The organism is Chitinophaga cymbidii, assembly GCF_007992715.1.
Classification (GTDB): Bacteria; Bacteroidota; Bacteroidia; order Chitinophagales; family Chitinophagaceae; genus Chitinophaga; species Chitinophaga cymbidii.
The window spans coordinates 22420-40881 of record NZ_BKAU01000001.1; the positions used below are offsets into that span (position 1 = coordinate 22420).

18 protein-coding genes are annotated in these 18462 nt (G+C 54.4%); 9 read left to right on the forward strand and 9 right to left on the reverse strand.

Annotation, left to right across the window (positions count from 1 at the left end; all coding sequences use genetic code 11):
* Position 1 precedes the first annotated feature (1 nt).
* The 5 genes from dapB (at position 2) to CCY01nite_RS00105 (ending at position 4595) form a co-directional block, all read left to right on the forward strand.
* Positions 2-718: a 4-hydroxy-tetrahydrodipicolinate reductase gene (gene dapB / locus CCY01nite_RS00085; protein ID WP_146857268.1), complete on the forward strand. Its 717-nt coding sequence runs from the start codon at positions 2-4 to the stop codon at positions 716-718.
* Positions 719-780: 62 nt separating this feature from the next.
* Entirely contained in the window at positions 781-1200 is a 420-nt protein-coding gene (locus tag CCY01nite_RS00090) for an RrF2 family transcriptional regulator (RefSeq protein ID WP_146857269.1), read from the forward strand.
* A 512-nt stretch (positions 1201-1712) separates the two neighbouring features.
* Positions 1713-2402 carry a phosphoadenylyl-sulfate reductase gene (locus tag CCY01nite_RS00095; protein ID WP_146857270.1) on the forward strand — a complete coding sequence of 230 codons (690 nt, stop codon included), beginning with the start codon at positions 1713-1715 and terminating at the stop codon, positions 2400-2402.
* 19 nt (positions 2403-2421) lie between these two features.
* Positions 2422-3330: a sulfate adenylyltransferase subunit CysD gene (gene cysD / locus CCY01nite_RS00100; protein WP_146857271.1), complete on the forward strand. Its 909-nt coding sequence runs from the start codon at positions 2422-2424 to the stop codon at positions 3328-3330.
* A 20-nt stretch (positions 3331-3350) separates the two neighbouring features.
* On the forward strand, positions 3351-4595 hold the full coding sequence (locus CCY01nite_RS00105; RefSeq protein ID WP_146857272.1) for a sulfate adenylyltransferase subunit 1: 1245 nt from the start codon (positions 3351-3353) through the stop codon (positions 4593-4595).
* A 99-nt stretch (positions 4596-4694) separates the two neighbouring features.
* On the opposite strand, the gene CCY01nite_RS00110 is transcribed toward CCY01nite_RS00105, so the two are convergent.
* On the reverse strand, positions 4695-5654 hold the full coding sequence (locus CCY01nite_RS00110; protein ID WP_146857273.1) for an NAD-dependent epimerase/dehydratase family protein: 960 nt from the start codon (positions 5652-5654) through the stop codon (positions 4695-4697).
* 227 nt (positions 5655-5881) lie between these two features.
* Between CCY01nite_RS00110 and kdsA the strand changes: the two genes are divergently transcribed.
* Both kdsA and CCY01nite_RS00120 read left to right on the forward strand, forming a co-directional pair.
* On the forward strand, positions 5882-6706 hold the full coding sequence (gene kdsA, locus CCY01nite_RS00115; protein ID WP_146857274.1) for a 3-deoxy-8-phosphooctulonate synthase: 825 nt from the start codon (positions 5882-5884) through the stop codon (positions 6704-6706).
* An 88-nt stretch (positions 6707-6794) separates the two neighbouring features.
* A complete protein-coding gene (locus CCY01nite_RS00120) occupies positions 6795-7187 on the forward strand; it encodes a hypothetical protein (protein WP_146857275.1) in 393 nt (130 codons plus the stop codon).
* Positions 7188-7264: 77 nt separating this feature from the next.
* Here CCY01nite_RS00120 and CCY01nite_RS00125 read toward each other — a convergent pair whose 3' ends face one another.
* Positions 7265-8062, reverse strand: a complete 798-nt coding sequence (locus tag CCY01nite_RS00125; protein ID WP_146857276.1) for a DUF4382 domain-containing protein — start codon at positions 8060-8062, stop codon at positions 7265-7267.
* Between the two features lie 67 nt (positions 8063-8129).
* Positions 8130-8351, reverse strand: a complete 222-nt coding sequence (locus tag CCY01nite_RS00130; protein WP_146857277.1) for a PspC domain-containing protein — start codon at positions 8349-8351, stop codon at positions 8130-8132.
* Positions 8352-8537: 186 nt separating this feature from the next.
* Here CCY01nite_RS00130 and CCY01nite_RS00135 point away from each other — a divergent pair, with 186 nt between their 5' ends.
* Together CCY01nite_RS00135 and CCY01nite_RS00140 are read left to right on the forward strand one after the other, a co-directional pair.
* The gene (locus CCY01nite_RS00135) at positions 8538-10790 is read left to right on the forward strand and encodes an aconitate hydratase (protein WP_262713295.1); all 2253 of its coding nucleotides are present in this window, start codon (positions 8538-8540) and stop codon (positions 10788-10790) included.
* Positions 10791-10894: 104 nt separating this feature from the next.
* Positions 10895-11524 carry an HD domain-containing protein gene (locus CCY01nite_RS00140; protein WP_146857279.1) on the forward strand — a complete coding sequence of 210 codons (630 nt, stop codon included), beginning with the start codon at positions 10895-10897 and terminating at the stop codon, positions 11522-11524.
* Positions 11525-11527: 3 nt separating this feature from the next.
* On the opposite strand, the gene CCY01nite_RS00145 is transcribed toward CCY01nite_RS00140, so the two are convergent.
* The 6 genes from CCY01nite_RS00145 to hutH are packed head-to-tail and all read right to left on the reverse strand — an operon-like array spanning position 11528 to position 18459.
* Positions 11528-12553, reverse strand: coding sequence for a DUF4421 domain-containing protein (locus CCY01nite_RS00145; RefSeq protein WP_146857280.1), 1026 nt, complete (start codon positions 12551-12553; stop codon positions 11528-11530).
* A gap of 27 nt (positions 12554-12580) precedes the next feature.
* A complete protein-coding gene (locus CCY01nite_RS00150; protein ID WP_146857281.1) occupies positions 12581-13069 on the reverse strand; it encodes a metallophosphoesterase family protein in 489 nt (162 codons plus the stop codon).
* Positions 13066-14022 carry a formimidoylglutamase gene (hutG, locus tag CCY01nite_RS00155; protein ID WP_146857282.1) on the reverse strand — a complete coding sequence of 319 codons (957 nt, stop codon included), beginning with the start codon at positions 14020-14022 and terminating at the stop codon, positions 13066-13068. The genes CCY01nite_RS00150 and hutG overlap by 4 nt, the downstream gene beginning before the upstream one ends.
* Entirely contained in the window at positions 14019-15230 is a 1212-nt protein-coding gene (gene hutI / locus CCY01nite_RS00160) for an imidazolonepropionase (RefSeq protein ID WP_146857283.1), read from the reverse strand. The genes hutG and hutI overlap by 4 nt, the downstream gene beginning before the upstream one ends.
* 12 nt (positions 15231-15242) lie before the next feature.
* Positions 15243-16916 carry a urocanate hydratase gene (gene hutU / locus CCY01nite_RS00165; protein WP_146857284.1) on the reverse strand — a complete coding sequence of 558 codons (1674 nt, stop codon included), beginning with the start codon at positions 16914-16916 and terminating at the stop codon, positions 15243-15245.
* Positions 16891-18459, reverse strand: coding sequence for a histidine ammonia-lyase (gene hutH, locus CCY01nite_RS00170; RefSeq protein ID WP_146857285.1), 1569 nt, complete (start codon positions 18457-18459; stop codon positions 16891-16893). Before hutH ends, hutU begins: the two co-directional genes overlap by 26 nt.
* Positions 18460-18462 lie beyond the last annotated feature (3 nt).

Sequence of the window (18462 nt, forward strand, 5' to 3'; positions counted from 1 at the left end):
TATGAAGATAGCATTAATCGGATACGGCAAAATGGGCAAGGCCATTGAAGCCATCGCCCAGGGCCGCGGACACGAGATCGTTCACCGCATAGACATCAACAGCAGCCACCTGCTGGAAAAAGAACACCTGTCACAGGCCGATGTGGCCATTGAATTCACCACGCCTGAAACCGCCTATCATAACATCGAAAAATGCTTCGACGCCAATGTGCCCGTTGTTTGCGGCACCACCGGCTGGCTGGAAAAGCTGCCCGAAGTAAAGGCCCAATGCCTTGAAAAACACCAGGCTTTCCTGTACGCCAGCAATTTCAGCATCGGCGTGAACATCTTTTTTGAGCTGAACCGCAGGCTGGCCGAACTGATGGCCCCGCAAAAGGAATACAGGGTGAGCATGGTGGAAGTGCACCACACCCAGAAGAAAGACGCCCCCAGCGGCACCGCCATCACCCTCGCCGAACAGATCCTCGAAAAAGTACCCGGAAAAACCGGCTGGGTGAATGAAGCCACCAACGACCCCGCCAGCCTGGGCATCGTTTCCAAAAGAGAAGATCCCGCCCCCGGCACCCATACCATCCACTACAGCTCCGCAATAGACGACATCACCATCACCCATACGGCCCACTCCCGCGAAGGGTTCGCCGCCGGCGCCGTCACCGCCGCGGAATGGCTGAAAGGCAAAAAAGGCATCTTCACCATGAAAGATGTGCTAAGCCTGTAGACCGGAGGATTTTGTTATATTTGTGCCCAGGGAGTGCAATCACTATCGATCTCTAATTCAATATGCTGTCAAAAAAAACACAATATGCGTTTCACGCATTAGTATATCTGGCCGAAAATATTGACAAAGGACCTATACTGATATCAGAAATAGCGTCCGAAAAAAATATTTCCATCAAATTCCTCGAGAATATCCTCCTGGAATTGAAGAATGCCGGTATCCTGGGCAGCAAAAAAGGTAAAGGCGGCGGCTACTACCTGCTGCGGCCTCCAAAGGAGATCCAGCTGGCACGCATCATCCGCTTGCTCGACGGCGCCATCGCCCTCCTGCCCTGCGTTAGCCTCAACTACTACGAGCGCTGCGAAAACTGCAAGGACGAGGCCGTTTGCGGGCTGAACGAAGTAATGAGCAAAGTGCGGGACGCGACGCTTAAACTGCTGGAAAACAAAACGTTAAAAGATATCCTCACCAAGGAACGATAAATATTTACAATGGGTTATAAGCAGGGAAAGTCTATGTGGACTTTCCCTTTTTCATGCGCGGCAATTTTCATGCGCGGCACCCCCCAAAAAATACTCACTTATAGGTATTGTAAAACGCATCCCCTTCCGCTTACCTTTGCTGTATACATTAGTACTTTAGTTACTGCTTATCAATTAGTTAAAAGAAGTTTCCCTATACCTGTTTTCTATCGTAACCAGAGAAGAAAAACGTTCTCAGAACCGACAAACAGCACGTTCCCCAGGAAAGTTGGCAAAGGCCCCGGGAAACCGGGGCTCTCTGTTTCCCAATCTCCCCTTTTACCAACACATTCTGTTTCTCAATCCTCCTTTACCAACACATTCCGCTTCCCAAATCCTCCAAGTTGCCAGCGCATTCCCTTTCCTCAATCCCCCAATCCCCCCGGTCCGCTGTTTTTTTTAATCTTCTTCATAATTAGTCTATCTTTTTTATAGGTTTTATGTATTTTTGCAGGAGGTAGTTAGGAAGCATTATGAATGACTTAGCAGGGCTGGTAGCCCAACAGCAGGACATAGCTGCAGGAATACGCATATTAACGGAAAAATTCCCTGGCGCAGTGGCCTTTTCCACGTCATTTGGCCAGGAAGACCAGGTACTCGCAGATATCATCTGGCGCAATCATCTACCGGTGCGGGTATTCACACTGGATACCGGCCGCCTTTTCCAGGAAACGTATGACCTGATGGACCTTACCAGGGCCCGCTACAAGCAGCCTTTCGAGATATATTTCCCCGAAACAGCCGCCGTGGAAGCGCTGGTAAAGGAAAAAGGAATGAACAGCTTCTATGATTCCGTGGAAAACCGGAAGGAATGCTGCCATGTCCGCAAAGTAGTGCCCCTCAACAGGGCGCTGCAAAACACTAAAGTATGGATCACCGGCCTTCGCGCGGAACAAAGTGAAAACCGGCACGACATGCCGGCGCTGGAATGGGACGAAGGCCGTCAGTTATATAAATACAATCCCCTCATACACTGGTCGTATGAACAAATGCTCGCCTATCTGCAGGATAACAACGTGCCCTACAACAAGCTGCACGACAAAGGTTTTATCAGCATAGGCTGCGCACCCTGTACACGCGCCATTGAACCTGGAGAACACCCCCGCGCCGGCCGCTGGTGGTGGGAAACATCCAAAAAAGAGTGTGGTTTACATAGTAGTTGATCAAGTTTAACATCGTTATATGAGTAGTAGTATTCAATGGCAATTCCCCCGGGCGCTGGAAGATGAGGCAATTTACATCCTCCGTGAAACGGCTGCGCAATTTGAACGCCCTGCCATCCTCTTTTCGGGCGGCAAAGACTCTATTACCCTGGTACGCCTGGCACAAAAGGCGTTCTACCCGGGCAAGATCCCCTTTCCCCTGCTCCACGTGGATACCGGGCATAACTTCCCCGAAACCATCCAGTTCCGCGACTGGCTCGTGGAATCCCTCGGGCTCAACCTCATCGTTCGCAACGTACAGGACTCCATAGACCAGGGAAAGGCGAAAGAAGAAACCGGCAAATACGCCAGCAGGAACGCCCTCCAGACCGTAACCCTCCTCGACGCCATCGAAGAACTCAAGTTCGACGCCTGCATCGGCGGCGCACGCCGCGATGAAGAAAAAGCCCGCGCCAAGGAAAGGATCTTCTCCGTACGCGACGAATTCGGACAATGGAACGCCAAGATCCAGCGTCCCGAACTGTTCGACATGCTCAACGGTAAAATTAATATAGGCGAAAACGTTAGGGTGTTCCCGATCTCCAACTGGACGGAGCTGGACGTATGGAACTACATCCGGGAAGAAGAATTGCAGATACCCTCCATCTACTTCTCCCACGAACGCGAGATCATCGAGCGGGACGGCATGTACTGGCCGTACTCCTCCTTCCTCAACACCTCCGAAGACGAAGTGCCCTTCCGCAGCAAAGTACGCTTCCGCACCGTAGGCGATATGACCTGTACCGCCGCCGTGCTCTCCGAAGCCGACAAGCTGGAAGACATCATCAGCGAGATCCTCGCCGCCAAGATCTCCGAAAGAGGCGCGCGCATAGACGACAAACGCTCAGAAGCCGCCATGGAAAAACGCAAGCAGGCGGGATATTTTTAAACTACGAACCGATCGATAACATGGATGTTTTACGTATAACCACCTCCGGTAGTGTAGATGATGGCAAAAGCACCCTCATCGGGCGATTGCTGTATGATACAAAATCCATCACGCAAGACAAGATGGAAGCGCTGCAGGCCGCCAGCAAACGCAAAGGGCTCGACTTTACCGACCTTTCCCTGCTGACGGACGGCCTCATCGCGGAACGCGAACAGGGCATCACCATAGACGTGGCGCACATCTACTTCTCCACACCCAACCGCAAATACATTATTGCAGATACCCCCGGCCACTTTGAATACACCCGTAACATGGTGACCGGCGCATCAACGGCACAGGTTTCCCTCATCCTCATAGACGCCCGCAAAGGCATCGTGGAACAAACCTACCGCCACTTCTTCATCGCCTGCATGCTGCGCATTCCCCACCTGGTAGTGTGCATCAACAAAATGGACCTCGTGGAATACGACCAGGCGCGCTTTAACCAGATCGTGGAAGACTTCCAGGCACTGCTGAAAGGTTCCCACTACGAGGATAAAGAAGTGAAGTTCATCCCCATCTCCTCCCTCTACGGGGAAAATGTGGTGACAAGAACAGAAAAGATCAGCTGGTACAACGAACAGCCGCTGCTCGAATACCTCGAGTCCATCACCTTCGACCTGAACGACCGCCAGCACCCCGCGCGCTTCCCCGTACAGTATGTGATCCGGCCTAAAACAGACCAGCATCACGACTTCCGCGGTTTCGCCGGCAAAATTGCCAGCGGCAGCTTTCATGTGGGCAAGGAAATCGTTTCCCTCCCGAACGGCCAGCGCAGCAGGATCAAATCCATCGAAAAATTCGATCAGCAGCTGGATGCCGCACACGCCGGCGAAAGCGTGGTGATCACCCTCGAAGATGAAATAGATATCAGCCGCGGTAACCTGCTCGTAACGCCGGACAGTGTACCGGAAGGCAAAAAGGAACTGCAGGCAAGCATCTGCTGGATGGACCAGCAAAAGCTCACCGCCGGTAAAACCTATCTGCTGCAGCACGGCGCCAACCGCATCAAGGCGAAAGTGCAGCAACTGCATCATGTAGTGGAAGTGACCAGCAACCGGACAGAAGAAAAGCAGGAAATGGGGCTGAACGACATCGGCAGGATCACGTTGAAGACCGCGCAGCCGGTATTCGCGGATGCATATGCGGAAAACCCCGCCAACGGCACATTCATTCTCGTGGATGAATTCAGCAATGCCACCGTGGCCGTAGGTTTCGTGGAATAACTAACAGCAGGCCGGCTCACAGGCACGGCAGGAAATAACCACACAAAAAAGCCGGTAGCAAAACACTACCGGCTTTATTTTTTTCATCTACTGCTTTTTCTATTGCATATTTTTCTGCACCTTCAGATTTTTCAGCATATCATCCGTCATCTTCTCCAGATCAAACTCCGGCTTCCACCCCCAATCCTTCGCGGCAAGGCTGTCATCAATGCTCTTCGGCCATCCTTCCGCGATCTGCTGGCGGTAGTCCGGCTCGTAGCTGATCGTAAAATCAGGCAGGCGTTGCTGAATCGCTCCCGCGATCTCTTTCGGGGAAAAGCTCATACCGGAAAGGTTATACGAAGAACGAACGCTGATCCTTGCGCTGTCCGCCTCCATCAGTTCGATAGTAGCGCGGATGGCGTCCGGCATGTACATCATGGGTAAGTAAGTGCTTTCGGACAGGAAACATTTGTAAGTGCCTTCTTCCAGCGCTTCATGATAGATCTCCACGGCATAGTCCGTAGTGCCGCCACCCGGGGCGGATTTGTAGCTGATCAGGCCGGGATAGCGCAGGCTGCGCACATCCACGCCGTAACGGTGATTGTAATATTCACACCAGCGCTCTCCGGCAAATTTGCTGATGCCGTATATGGTGGTCGGTTCGATGACCGTGTGTTGCGGGGTCGCTTCTTTGGGTGAATCCGGACCGAATACCGCAATGGAACTGGGCCAGTACACTTTGTCCAGCCCCTCTTCCTTCGCAATGTCCAGCACGTTCAGCAGGCTTTGCATGTTGATATGCCAGGCCAGCAAAGGATTTTTCTCGCCGGTGGCGGAAAGAATGGCCGCCAGCAGGTAAACCTGGGTGATATTATGACGGATCACCAGCACATGCAGCATCTCCTTGTTCATAACATCCAGCGACACATAGGGACCGCTGCCCCGGAGCAGCTCATGCTCCTCCCGGAGGTCGGAAGCCACTACGTTATTGTCGCCATACATTTTACGCAGCGCCAGCGTCAGTTCCACACCTATCTGGCCGCAGGCGCCTATTACCAGGATCTTGTCTTTCTTCATACAGCGGTTTAAGAATTGTAGCCAAATTTAGCGCCCCGGATGCATACCGGCTCAACTGCCTTTCGAAACAATGACAATACAATTACAATTAAACGCCGGATATGTTGCGCGATCGTTTCAGTTTTATCAGGAAGCAGGAAAGTGCATGTCGGGAAATAACGCTAATTTTGCGCGAGCAAAGGCCAAATGAAATCGCAAGATTCCATTTGGCAAGTAAAAAAGACAGCATGAAAACATTAAAAGCACTCTTCAAGGAACAATATAATCCTGAAAACTTCTTCCTGATCGCCGGCCCCTGTGTGGTGGAAGACGAGGACCTGGTAATGGGCGTGGCAGAAAAAGTATCCGCCATCTGCAAAAGGCTGAACATCCCTTACGTGTTCAAAGCCTCCTACCGCAAGGCCAACCGCACCAGCATCAATTCCTTCACCGGCATCGGCGATGTGGAAGGGCTGGAACTCCTGCAGAAAACAGGCCAGCACTTCAACCTGCCGGTCACATCAGATATCCACTCCGCGGCAGAAGCCGCGATGGCCGCCGCATACGTGGACGTATTGCAGATCCCCGCTTTCCTCTGCCGCCAGACAGATATTCTGCTCGCCGCGGCAGACACCGGCAAGTTCGTGAATGTGAAAAAAGGACAGTTCGTCAGCGGTGAAGCCATGAAATTTGCGGTGGAAAAGATCGAACAGGCCGGTAACAAGCATGTGTTGCTCACGGAAAGAGGCACCACATTCGGTTACCAGGACCTGGTGGTGGATTACCGCAATATTCCCGTGATGAAAGGCCACGGCGTTCCCGTGGTGATGGACTGCACGCACTCGCTGCAACAGCCCAACCAGAGCAGCGGCGTTACCGGCGGCAATCCCCAGCTCATCGGCACCATTGCAAAAGCGGCCATCGCCACCGGCGCGGACGGTCTTTTCATAGAAACCCATCCCGAGCCCTCCAAAGCCAAGTCAGACGGCGCCAACATGCTGCGACTGGACCTGCTGGAACCCTTGCTGGAAGAGCTGGTACGGATCAGGGAAGCCGTGTACGTAAAAGGATAAGAAAACGATATAGAAATAATTGAAGGCAGGCCGCGCATGCGGTTCTGCCTTTTTTTTATTATATTCATATCACACTAAACATCGCACCATGATTAATTTTTCAGAATTAAAAACCGGTGATATTGTGATCGCGAAGTATGAAGAACAGATGCTTGAAGGCAGGATTTTGCAGGTGGACCACGAACACCGCCAGGTCTGCGTTTTAACCCACGAAGAGCAGGAAAACTGGTACTCCGCGGAAGACCTCTTCCCCATCCCGCTCACAGCGGAACAGCTTGTTAAACTGAAGTTCAAAAAAACGGATGAGCCACCCATCAACGGTAACGGCGAAGCCTGGGTACGCGGGCCTTTCACCGTACTGCTCTCCAACAACCGCATCGTGCTGCATTACCGGGACGAAACGCGGGACATTCCCAACAACATCATGGTGCATCAGCTGCAAAATCATTATCAGGGCATGACGCTGTATCATCTCGACTAACGGCAAAACCCGAGGGTAAGAAAATGGAAAAGCCACGGCCTTATGAGGTACCGCGGCATTCCGTTTCTCGAAAACCCTTATTTTTTGACCAGTTGCACAGTGTCTACTGTCGTCACTTGTCCAAGATTTACGACTACCCCGGGTGTTACGAAAGGTAACAGGGTAGTGTCGGTTGGTATAAAATGCAGGGCGTAAGTGCCCGCGTCGATGCCACGGATCAGGTATTCGCCCGCCGCGCTGTAAGTGCTGGCAACAGTGTCTGCACCGTTGATCGCCAGTACCGCCGTCTGCACGCTGTCCGGCAGCACCACCCCTTTGATGTTTCCGCCGACTGCTTCCAGCACGGTGCGGATCACCGGTTTGAGGATGTACTTGCCGCTGCCGGTTTCCACGATGGATTTGGCCACGTCAAAATCAAGCGTCAGTTTGTTAATGATCCCGGCTATTACCGTCTGATGGATGTTCAGCTTCAACCCGGATTGTTGTGCGCTGGGTGTTTGCAACATGAGCTTTTCACCGGTGTTGGTGATGATGTAGTTGTTGTCGCCCAGCACCAGCCTGATCTGGCTGATACTGCCGCTGGGAATAACGGCATCCACCAGCACCGTGTCCTTGTCATTCACAAGGTCCAGCAGGTTGTAAGCGCCGGTATTTACGCCGGCCAGCGTCGTCCAGCCATTATCATCCTGGTCGGTCATGTTAATGCGGATCTCCTTTACATCGATCCATACCTCCTTGTAATCGCCGGGATCATCTGTTAATGCAATTTGTAATTGCGCAGACTCAGCTTTGGATGATTCATTAGTGCTGCACGCAGTCAGGTACACAGCAGCGCCGCCAAACAGCAGGGCGCCTGCTAAAAGATTTTTCAACATAAGAGTAAGTAATGGTTACCGGTTAGATGTGCGGTAATGAAAAAGGTTTAACGGCAGGAAAAAAATTTTACAGATAGCGCAGCGGATTTCTGCGGGCGTTGGTGATGTAATGCTTGATATTCATCCAGAAAGCCAGGATCATATATACGATCAGTGGAGAACCCATGGCCAGGAATGTAGCATAGATAAAGAAAATACGGATGCGGGAGGTGGCTATGCCCAGTTTATTGCCTAAAGCTGCGCAAACGCCAAAAGCCTTCCATTCAACAAAGTCCTTGATCTTGTTCATCGATCATCGTTTCATATATCAAATTTATTATAATCCTTCTTAAATAACAAATGTTATTCCCTGTTAACCCTGCAACAACTATGCCTGGCAGAACTTTAAAAACTCATCGATATTGATTAACTTCGCGGTGCAATTTTTAGTATAATCGCTCTTAAATTCTTTATTTCCATGGTGTTTGATATTGACATGATTAAAAAACTGTATGCGGCACTGCCGGGTAAGGTGGAAGCTACCCGTAAGTTGTTAGGCCGTCCGCTTACACTGGCTGAAAAAATCTTATACGCTCACCTGTATGCACCGACCACCTCCTCCTACGAAAGAGGCAAATCCTATGTGGAATTTGCGCCGGACCGTGTAGCCATGCAGGATGCCACCGCCCAGATGGCGTTGTTGCAGTTCATGACCTGCGGTCGTGCATCCGTAGCCGTGCCCTCCACGGTTCACTGCGATCACCTGATCCAGGCAAAAACAGGCGCAGCGGAAGATTTGGCCACAGCGATCAACACCAACAAGGAAGTTTACGATTTTCTGTCTTCTATTTCTGATAAATACGGTATCGGTTTCTGGAAACCCGGCGCGGGCATCATTCACCAGGTAGTACTGGAGAATTATGCGTTCCCCGGCGGTATGATGATCGGTACGGACTCCCATACGCCCAATGCCGGCGGTCTGGGCATGCTCGCCATCGGCGTGGGCGGCGCGGACGCGGTGGACGTAATGGCCGGCCTTGCATGGGAGCTGAAAATGCCGAAGCTCATCGGCGTGAAGCTCACCGGCAAACTCAGCGGCTGGGCCTCCCCGAAAGACGTGATCCTCCGCGTTGCCGGCATCCTCACCGTGAAAGGCGGTACCGGCTGCATCGTGGAATACTTTGGCGAAGGCGCGGACAGCATGAGCGCTACCGGTAAAGGCACCATCTGTAACATGGGCGCGGAGATCGGCGCCACCTGCTCCGTATTCGCGTACGACCAGAAAATGTCTGACTACCTGAAGATCACCAGCCGTGCGGAAGTAGCTGAACTGGCCGATGGCGTGAGAGAACACCTTCGTCCGGATGAAGCCGTATACCAGAACCCCGACAAATTCTACGACCAGGTGATCGAGATCAACCTGGACGAACTGGAACCCTATGTGAACGGTCCCTTTACACCGGACCTCGCATGGCCCATCTCCAAATTCGCGCAGGCGGTAAAGGAAAACAACTGGCCCGAAAAGCTGGAAGTAGCCCTGATCGGCTCCTGCACCAACTCCTCTTACGAAGATATCAGCCGTTCCGCCTCCCTGGCCAAACAGGCGATCGATAAAAAACTGAAAGTACATTCCGAGTTCACCATCACACCGGGTTCCGAGCTGGTACGGTATACCATCGAAAGGGACGGCCTGCTGAACACGTTCGACCAGATCGGCGGCGTGGTGCTCGCCAACGCCTGCGGCCCCTGTATCGGTCAGTGGGCGCGTCATATAGACGATCCCAACCGCAAGAACTCCATCATCACTTCCTTCAACCGTAACTTCGCGAAAAGGAATGACGGCCTCGCCTCCACCCACGCATTCGTTGCATCTCCCGAGATCGTAACCGCGCTGGCCATCGCAGGCGACCTGACCTTCAACCCGCTGACAGATACACTGAAAAATGTGAACGGCGAAGACGTGAAGCTCGATGAGCCCACCGGCTTTGAACTGCCCCCCAAAGGCTTTGACGTGAAAGATGCCGGTTACCAGGCGCCCGCCGCAGACGGCAGCGGCGTAGAGGTGATCGTATCCCCCACTTCAGACCGCCTGCAGCTGCTGGCGCCTTTTAAGCCGTGGGAAGGCACAGACCTGAAAGGACTGAAGCTCCTCATCAAGGCGAAAGGAAAATGTACCACCGACCACATCTCCATGGCAGGCCCCTGGCTGAAATACCGCGGTCACCTGGACAATATCTCCAACAACATGCTCATCGGCGCGATCAATGCGTACAATGATAAAACCGACAACGTAAAGAACCAGCTCTCCGGCGAATACGGCGCTGTACCCGCTACCGCCCGCGCTTACAAAGCCGCTAACGTAGGTTCCATAGTGGTAGGCGACGAGAACTATGGCGAAGGCTCCAGCCGTGAGCACGCCGCCATGGAACCCCGTCACCTCGGCGTTCGCGCGATACTCGTGAAATCCTTCGCACGTATCCACGAAACCAACCTGAAAAAACAGGGCATGCTTGCACTGACCTTTAACGACAAGGACGACTACGAAAAAGTGCAGGAAGACGATACCATCGACATCATCGGCCTCACCTCTTTCGCGCCCGGCAAATCGCTGACCGTGGTATTGTACCACAGCAACGGCACCGAAGATTCCATCACCGTCAATCACACCTACAATGAACAACAGATCGAGTGGTTCAAGGCAGGTGGCGCGTTGAACGTGATCAGAGCGCAGTTCGCCGCAAAAAAATAACATGATTTTAACAGCATGTATAGAGGCCCCGTTCCCACAGGAGCGGGGCTTTTTCATGCCCCTGAACCACCTTCCTCTGGCCCGTTATTTGCAAAATTCAAGCTATGCAGATAAACGAGATCAGGGAATATTGGCTGCTTCTCAACAGCCGCCACGGCAGCGCCGGCCCCCTTGCGACGGATACTGTTAACAGGATACTGGCGCAGTACGGGGCGGAGGACAGGTATTACCATAACACCCGTCATCTTACCGATCTCATCTGCCTTCAACAGCAATATGCGCCCTTCATCGTTGATAACGACAGCCTGCTTTTCGCCATCTATTTTCACGACCTGGTCTGCAAAGCCTCGCAGCATGATAACGAAGAGAAAAGCGCGCAGGAAGCCCTGCGCTTCCTGAAAAAGATCGGTTACCCGGAAGAAAAGCAGCAGAAGGTATACGCCTTCATCATGGCTACCAAAGGGCATCAGAACCCGCTGGCAGACCCGGACCTGGATTATTTCCTGGACTTCGACCTGCATATCCTCGGCGCATCGCCTTCTCTCTATGATGCCTATACGAAACAGGTCAGGAAAGAATATTCCCGCTATCCGTCGTTCTTCTATAAAAAGGGGAGAAAGCGTGTGCTGCAGCATTTCCTGGGGCAAACATGCATTTATCATACCGCCGCTTTCCGGGAGAAATATGAAAAACGGGCAAGGGAAAATATGGAACGCGAGCTGGAAGGATTGTAACGTTTAAAATTTCCCGATCAGCGGCTTCTTCAGCGTAAACCTTCTCACCACGCTGAACCGCATATTGCCCGCTCCGAAATTCTGATGCGCGCCGGGTATAGGCGATCTGCTGCGCGTCATCATATCCACATAATGCAAACCGGCAAACCAGCGCCGCGCGTTGTACCCCGCCGCAAAGCGCACCGTGTTGTTCAGCTGCCAGCCGAACCCGCGCATCCTTGGCCGGCCATCATCATATCGGAAGCCGGAATGACTGATGCCGCCTGCGGCGGACAGGGAAGCGGTGATGAAAAAATGTCTGAGGATGACGAACGTGTGTGCGTAACCGATATTCATAGCGAGGCTCACCGCCCCGGATTGGGTAAAAGGCTCATCATCAAAAAAGCCCTCGGTATAATTAGACGGGATCAACGCGGAATCGCCGCGCATTTGCCAGGCAAACGCCTCCGCCCCCACGATCAGTGAACCGGCGCTTCTTTTCTGGTATTCGTTCTGCAAATAGGCCGCCCGGTAGGAAAAGCGCTCGTCGTTGAAAATATACTGAAAGCTCAACCCGATGTTCTTGTTCTCGAGGTCCGGCCGCAAAGCGATCAACCCCTGTTGCACGGAATTGAATGCCGAAGGTTTCCGCTCCGCTTCGTAATATCCTTTGTAATACTGTCCATAGAAATCCACTACAAACTTGCGCAGGTACAAATGCGCCTGCAGATCGAGGTATTTTGTTTCGCCATATTTGTCGTGGCGGTTGTTAATGAAGGGGAAATTAAAGCCGATGTTCAGCCCCACAAATTTATAGTTCGCCCCGAAACCCAGATTAGTGCCGGTATTGGGACGGTACAGCAGTTCCTTTTTCGGGTCCCTGTCTTTCAGATCATAATAGTTGTACTTGCGCGAACCGTAGACGCGCACGGTCAGGTCCTGCGTGTAGTCTTCCACGTAAGCTGAATCGTTCACTGTTTTATACCACTGCGCGGTAGCGGGAACAAACGCGAACATCACGGCCAGTAAAGCAAGATTTCGTTTTATCATAACAGTTGCAGGTACGTCAAGGTACGATCAATCGGGCAATTCTATCACTTCCATCCCTTTTATTTCTCCGTTCGTCAGCTCAAACCGCACAAGGGTCTTCACTTTATGCCAGCCCTGTTTGCCGCAGGCGCCCGGGTTGATATGTAACAATTGTAATGCCGGATCGGGCACGATCTTTAAAATATGGGAATGCCCGCTGATGAATAGTTTGGGACGCTTTTCGCGGATGTGGGGTTTGAGGACGGGAGTATATTTGGGAGGATATCCCCCGATGTGTGTCATCCACACCTTTACGCCTTCGCAAATAAAAAGGTTGTGCTCGGGATAACGGATACGGATATCCTGTCCGTCGATATTCCCGTACACCGCCCGCAGGCGCTTGAAAGCCTCCAGCTCGTCCGCCAGCGCAACGGAGCCGATGTCGCCCGCGTGCCATATTTCGTCTACATGCTCAAAATAGCGGAATACCTGCGGGTGCAGGTAACCGTGGGTATCCGACATCAATCCGATCTTCATGCTGCGAATGTAAAACAGTTCATCACAATCTCAAATACCAGTGATGCGGCGAGTTTGGCGGTACGGTTATCGGGGTCGAGGGAAGGATTCAGTTCCGCGATGTCCGCGCCGGCCAGTTTACCGCTGCGCAGCACGGTGCGGAAGCAATCGAGGAAAAGCGCGTCCGGCACAAGACCGTTATAGGCCGTGGCGCTGACGCCGGGGGCATAGGGCGCGGCAAATACGTCCAGGCAGGTGGTCAGGTAGATTTTGTCGTTACGCCGGATGAACGCTTCGATAGCGCCGATCAGCCGGTCGTGGTACTTGGGCTGGAACAGCGATGCGGGCAGGTATTCGGCGCCGAGCGCGTCCGCGGTATCGAAGAGGCGGCGGGTGTTGCTGTTCTGCTGGATGCCGAGGGCGAGGTAATGGAAAGGCAGACCGGCGGCTTTTCTGTCTTCCGCCATTTGCCAGAAGCCTGTGCCGGAGGTGGGGCCTTGCGCTTCGGGTTGCCGCAGGTCGAAGTGGGCGTCGAAGTTGATAATGCCGAGCTGGCTGGGAGGGGTGGCCCGGCGGATGCCACGCTCATGCCCGTACGCTATTTCATGCCCCCCGCCGAACAGCACGGGTAAATACCCCGCACCGATCAATTGCTGCACACGCGCGGAAAGCGCTTCCTGCGCGGCTTCCAGGTCATGCCCCGAACAAACGACATCACCCGCGTCCACCAGGATATGATGATCAAAATGCACCGGGAAGTTGGCGCACATTTTCCGCAAAGCCTCCGGCCCTTGCGCGGCGCCCGTTCTGCCCTTGTTACGGCGTACGCCTTCATCGCAGGCAAAGCCGAGAAAGGCGATGCCCTTTTGCCCCGCTTCAAGCGCCGGTAAAGTATCCCCGGCGATCTTCACTACCTGGTGCCAGCGCAGCACATCGGGGGAAGTGCCATCTGTGCGGCCCTGCCAGCTGTTCATATGCTTTCATTTTGAATAAGTGTTCCGCTTTTCCATACCATGGCGGGTTTCATGCGGCCCTGGTAATACAGGATATCCCGGTAATCCTTACACGGATATGCCTGCATATCCAAAGGATCGGCCGTGATGCCCAGCGCCCTTGCAGCCCGGAAGGTCAGCCCGGCCAATACCTCGGCGGTAGATAATTTTTCCGCCGCGCTCATCACCGCGGCCTGCATCAGCAGATCTCCCATGGGCGCGGAACCGGGGTTCCAGTCACTGGCCACCGCCACACAGGCGCCCGCATCCAGCAGGCGGCGCGCGGGAGCATAAGGCATGCCCAGTCCCAGCGACGCACCCGGCAACACCACCGCCACCGTATCAGATTTCGCGATCCGCCGGATATCTTCTGCTGTGGAGGCTTCCAGGTGATCCGCTGAGCGCGCGCCTGTTTCCACCGCCACTGCCGAACCTCCGCTGCTGAACTGGTCCGCATGCACCGTCAGCTCAAAACCCTTCGCTTTCGCGGCCAGCAAAAACGGTTTGGCGGCAGCGGCGGAAAACGCTGTTTCTTCGATGAAAATATCCACCCGCCCGCTAAGCTGTTCTTCCCTCACCACAGGCAGCAGCTCTTCCAGTATCCATTGCAGGTAATCCCTTCCCGAAAAATCCTTTGGCTGCATGTGCGCGGCTAGACAGGTAGGAATGAGCGTGGCAGCGGTATGCAGACCAGCATAACGGATCGCGCGCAGCATCTTCAATTCCGATTGCAGATCGAGGCCGTAACCGCTTTTTACTTCCATGGTAGTAACGCCGTCCCGGAGATGCCGGTTGGCGCGGGCAACGGTGAGCATGGCCAGTTCCGTTTCATCCGCTTCGCGGGTCTTCATCACGGAATCCCATATGCCGCCACCAGCACGGGCGATATCCAAATATGATTTACCCGCGATGCGCATCGCGTAGTCACGGCTGCGTGTACCGGCATGGCAGATGTGCGTATGGCAATCGATGAAACCTGGCAGCAATACCATCGGCTCGTCGATCCATGCTATGGCGGCGCCGGGATATTTGTCTTTCAGCTCCGCGTAACCGCCGGTTGCGAGATGCCTGCCGTCCTCCATCAATACGCCGCCCGCTTCTATTACGATCAGCTGCTCGTCTTTCAGCGCGCCTTTCAGCGGGAGGTCCTGCAGCAGCAGTATTTGTGAAAATGGTCCGATCAGTTTCATGACGAATATATTTTAAAGCCCTAACTGAAAACGCTCCAGCCACTCCTGCGCTCTTTCATACCCCGCATCCGCATGCCGGAAGATTCCCAGCGCCGGATCGTTGTGCAGCACTCTTTGCAGGCAGGCAGCCGCCCGTTCCGTACCATCCGCCAGTATCACCATGCCCGCATGCTGCGAATATCCCATGCCCACGCCGCCGCCATGGTGGAAAGACACCCAGGTAGCGCCGCCCGCGGTATTCGCCATCAGGTTGAGTAACGTCCAGTCAGATACAGCGTCCGATCCATCTTTCATCGCTTCCGTTTCCCGGTTGGGAGAGGCCACGGACCCACAGTCCAGGTGATCCCGCCCGATCACGATCGGCGCTTTCACTTTGCCGGTGCGCACCAGCTCGTTGAATATCAGCCCCGCCTTTTCGCGTTCTCCCATGCCAAGCCAGCAGATCCTCGCCGGCAGGCCCTGGAACGCCACCCGCTCCTGCGCTTTCCGCAGCCAGTTGAGCAAAGGCTTGTTATCCGGGAACGCCTCCATCAGCGCGCGGTCTGTAGTATAAATATCTTCCGGATCACCGGAAAGCGCCACCCAGCGGAAAGGCCCTTTGCCTTCGCAGAACAGCGGGCGGATGTACGCCGGCGTGAAGCCGGGGAAATTGAACGCATCCGGTTCGCCGCCTTCACGGGCGAACTCCCGCAGGTTGTTGCCATAGTCAAACGTGACCGCGCCACGGCGCTGCAATTCCAGCATGTAGCGCACATGCCGCGCCATGCTTTTCAGCGAGCGTTGCTTATAGCTAACAGGGTCGCTTACACGAAGGTCGGCCGCCTGCCGCAGGGTGAGCCCGTCCGGCACATATCCGTTCACGGGGTCATGCGCGGAGGTCTGGTCCGTGAGGATGTCCGGCGTAATGTTGTCGTTGATGAGGCGTTCGAGGAGATCGCCCGCATCGCTGACAAGACCGATGGACAGCGCTTCCCCTTTGGCCTGTGCTTCTTTCGCCCATTGTACCGCCTCTTCGTAGGAATGCGTCATCCTGTCGATATACTTTGTATCGATGCGTTTCTGAATGCGTGACGGATCAACGTCCGCGCCGAGGAACACAGCGCCGGCCATCGTGGCGGCCAGCGGCTGGGCGCCGCCCATCCCGCCAAGCCCCGCCGTTACCAGCAGCTTGCCTTTCAGGTCGCCATTAAAATGCTGGCGGCCGCATTCCACAAAGGTTTCGTAAGTGCCTTGCAGGATGCCCTGTGTGCCGATGTAGATCCAGCTGCCCGCCGTCATCTGCCCGTACATCATCAGCCCTTTCGCGCGCAGCTCGTTAAAATGTTCCCAGGTAGCCCACTTGGGCACGAGGTTGCTGTTCGCCAGCAGTACGCGCGGGGCCTGCGGATGCGTGCGCACGATGCCCACCGGCTTGCCGGATTGCACCAGCAGAGAATGGTCTTCATCCAAAGTGAGCAATACGCGGATGATCTGCTGTAATGCTTCGCGGTTGCGCGCCGCCTGGCCGATGCCGCCATACACCACCAGCTCGTCCGGGTTCTCGGCTACCTCCTGGTCGAGGTTATTGAGCAGCATGCGCAGCGGTGCTTCCGTTTGCCAGGAGCGGGCGTGCAGGTCGGCGCCACGGGGGGCCTTGTAGTGCGGGTGCGCCGCATAAGTATCAAGAAAGCTGGAATTGTTTTTCATACGGTCCGTTTAAATTGATCTGGTGTTGCGTGGCCACGGTATCGGCCACACGAATAAGTGATTGATCGGTAATAATAGCATGCAGCGCGGCAATGTCATGCGCAAAAACGCGGTCTTTCTTCGCAAAGGAAACTTTTTCGCGGACATAATGATGACATGCCTCAATGACCTTTGCGGATTGCAGCGGCCGCCTGAAATCTATGGCCTGCGCGGCATACAGCAACTCTATCGCCAGGATGTATTCCAGGTTACCGATCACCTGCAGCAGCTTTCTGCCGCTGATGGAGCCCATGGACACATGGTCTTCCTGCCCTAAAGACGTAGGCACACTGTCCGCGCTCGCGGGGAAACACAATGTTTTGTTCTCCGTTACCAGCGCCGCCGTAGTGTATTGCGGGATCATGAAACCGGAATTCAGCCCCGCGTCTTCGATGAGCAGTTTGGGTAGTCCGTACCGCCCTTCGATCATCATATAACAACGGCGGTCCGCTATATTCCCCAGCTCCGCCGCCGCCACAGTGGCATAATCCAGCGGCAACGCCATGGGCTGCCCGTGAAAATTACCGCCGCTGATGGTATCGTGTTCCGAAAAGATGATGGGATTGTCTGTAACAGCATTCAGTTCGATAGCGGTCAGTTCTTCGAGGTGCTTCCAGGCGGTGCGGGAAGCGCCGTGCACCTGGGGCATGCAGCGCAATGAGTACGGGTCCTGCACCCGGCCGCAGTCCACATGCGACGCCATGATCTCCGAACCACGCAGCAATGCTTCCAGCCTGTGCGCTACGAGCTGGTTACCCGCATATGAACGAATAGCATGTAACCGCGGGTCGAAGGGCTTGGCCGTGCCCATCAATCCTTCGAGGGACATGGCGCCGATGATATCCGCCGCTTCCAAAGCATTGTGCAGGCGTTCCACTGCTTTCACCGCGAAGGAAAGAATGAACTGCGTACCGTTGATGAGCGCCAGCCCTTCCTTTGGCCCCAGCACCACCGGGTCTTTGCCTTCCTGCCGCAGCGCTTCCGCAGCCGGCATCCGCTTTCCATCGTACCATACTTCGCCCAGCCCTATCAGCGGCAGAAAGAGGTGTGACAAGGGTGCGAGGTCGCCGGAAGCGCCGACAGAGCCTTTCTCCGGCACCAGTGGTGTGATCCGCCGGTCTATATGCCAGAGGATGCGTTCCAGCGTGGCGGGGTTCACGCCGGAATAACCCTGCGCCAATGCCTGTACTTTGGTGATCAGCATCAGTCTTGCGATCTCTTCGGGGATGGGAGCGCCCACGCCTACGCTGTGGCTTTGCAGGATGTTGTATTGCAGGGCGCGTGTATCCGCTTCCGATATACGGGTATCGCACAGCGGCCCGAAGCCGGTGTTGATGCCGTATACAACGGTATGCTCCTTTACAATGGCCTGCACATGACCGTGACTGGCTTCCACGCGCGCCATCACCTCCGGCGTCAGCACGCCCTGCATGCGGCCTGCAGCGAGTTCCAGTGCTGTGGCTACCGTCAGCTGGTCTTGTCCGTATTTGAATGTCTGGCTCATGAT

What these genes read in the sequence shown, in the direction of transcription:
- dapB (WP_146857268.1), top strand. Translation starts at nt 2, where the DNA reads ATGAAGATAGCATTAATCGGATACGGCAAAATGGGCAAGGCCATTGAA.
- CCY01nite_RS00090 (WP_146857269.1), top strand. Translation starts at nt 781, where the DNA reads ATGCTGTCAAAAAAAACACAATATGCGTTTCACGCATTAGTATATCTG.
- CCY01nite_RS00095 (WP_146857270.1), top strand. Translation starts at nt 1,713, where the DNA reads ATGAATGACTTAGCAGGGCTGGTAGCCCAACAGCAGGACATAGCTGCA.
- cysD (WP_146857271.1), top strand. Translation starts at nt 2,422, where the DNA reads ATGAGTAGTAGTATTCAATGGCAATTCCCCCGGGCGCTGGAAGATGAG.
- CCY01nite_RS00105 (WP_146857272.1), top strand. Translation starts at nt 3,351, where the DNA reads ATGGATGTTTTACGTATAACCACCTCCGGTAGTGTAGATGATGGCAAA.
- CCY01nite_RS00110 (WP_146857273.1), bottom strand. Translation starts at nt 5,654, where the DNA reads ATGAAGAAAGACAAGATCCTGGTAATAGGCGCCTGCGGCCAGATAGGT.
- kdsA (WP_146857274.1), top strand. Translation starts at nt 5,882, where the DNA reads ATGAAAACATTAAAAGCACTCTTCAAGGAACAATATAATCCTGAAAAC.
- CCY01nite_RS00120 (WP_146857275.1), top strand. Translation starts at nt 6,795, where the DNA reads ATGATTAATTTTTCAGAATTAAAAACCGGTGATATTGTGATCGCGAAG.
- CCY01nite_RS00125 (WP_146857276.1), bottom strand. Translation starts at nt 8,062, where the DNA reads ATGTTGAAAAATCTTTTAGCAGGCGCCCTGCTGTTTGGCGGCGCTGCT.
- CCY01nite_RS00130 (WP_146857277.1), bottom strand. Translation starts at nt 8,351, where the DNA reads ATGAACAAGATCAAGGACTTTGTTGAATGGAAGGCTTTTGGCGTTTGC.
- CCY01nite_RS00135 (WP_262713295.1), top strand. Translation starts at nt 8,538, where the DNA reads ATGATTAAAAAACTGTATGCGGCACTGCCGGGTAAGGTGGAAGCTACC.
- CCY01nite_RS00140 (WP_146857279.1), top strand. Translation starts at nt 10,895, where the DNA reads ATGCAGATAAACGAGATCAGGGAATATTGGCTGCTTCTCAACAGCCGC.
- CCY01nite_RS00145 (WP_146857280.1), bottom strand. Translation starts at nt 12,553, where the DNA reads ATGATAAAACGAAATCTTGCTTTACTGGCCGTGATGTTCGCGTTTGTT.
- CCY01nite_RS00150 (WP_146857281.1), bottom strand. Translation starts at nt 13,069, where the DNA reads ATGAAGATCGGATTGATGTCGGATACCCACGGTTACCTGCACCCGCAG.
- hutG (WP_146857282.1), bottom strand. Translation starts at nt 14,022, where the DNA reads ATGAACAGCTGGCAGGGCCGCACAGATGGCACTTCCCCCGATGTGCTG.
- hutI (WP_146857283.1), bottom strand. Translation starts at nt 15,230, where the DNA reads ATGAAACTGATCGGACCATTTTCACAAATACTGCTGCTGCAGGACCTC.
- hutU (WP_146857284.1), bottom strand. Translation starts at nt 16,916, where the DNA reads ATGAAAAACAATTCCAGCTTTCTTGATACTTATGCGGCGCACCCGCAC.
- hutH (WP_146857285.1), bottom strand. Translation starts at nt 18,459, where the DNA reads ATGAGCCAGACATTCAAATACGGACAAGACCAGCTGACGGTAGCCACA.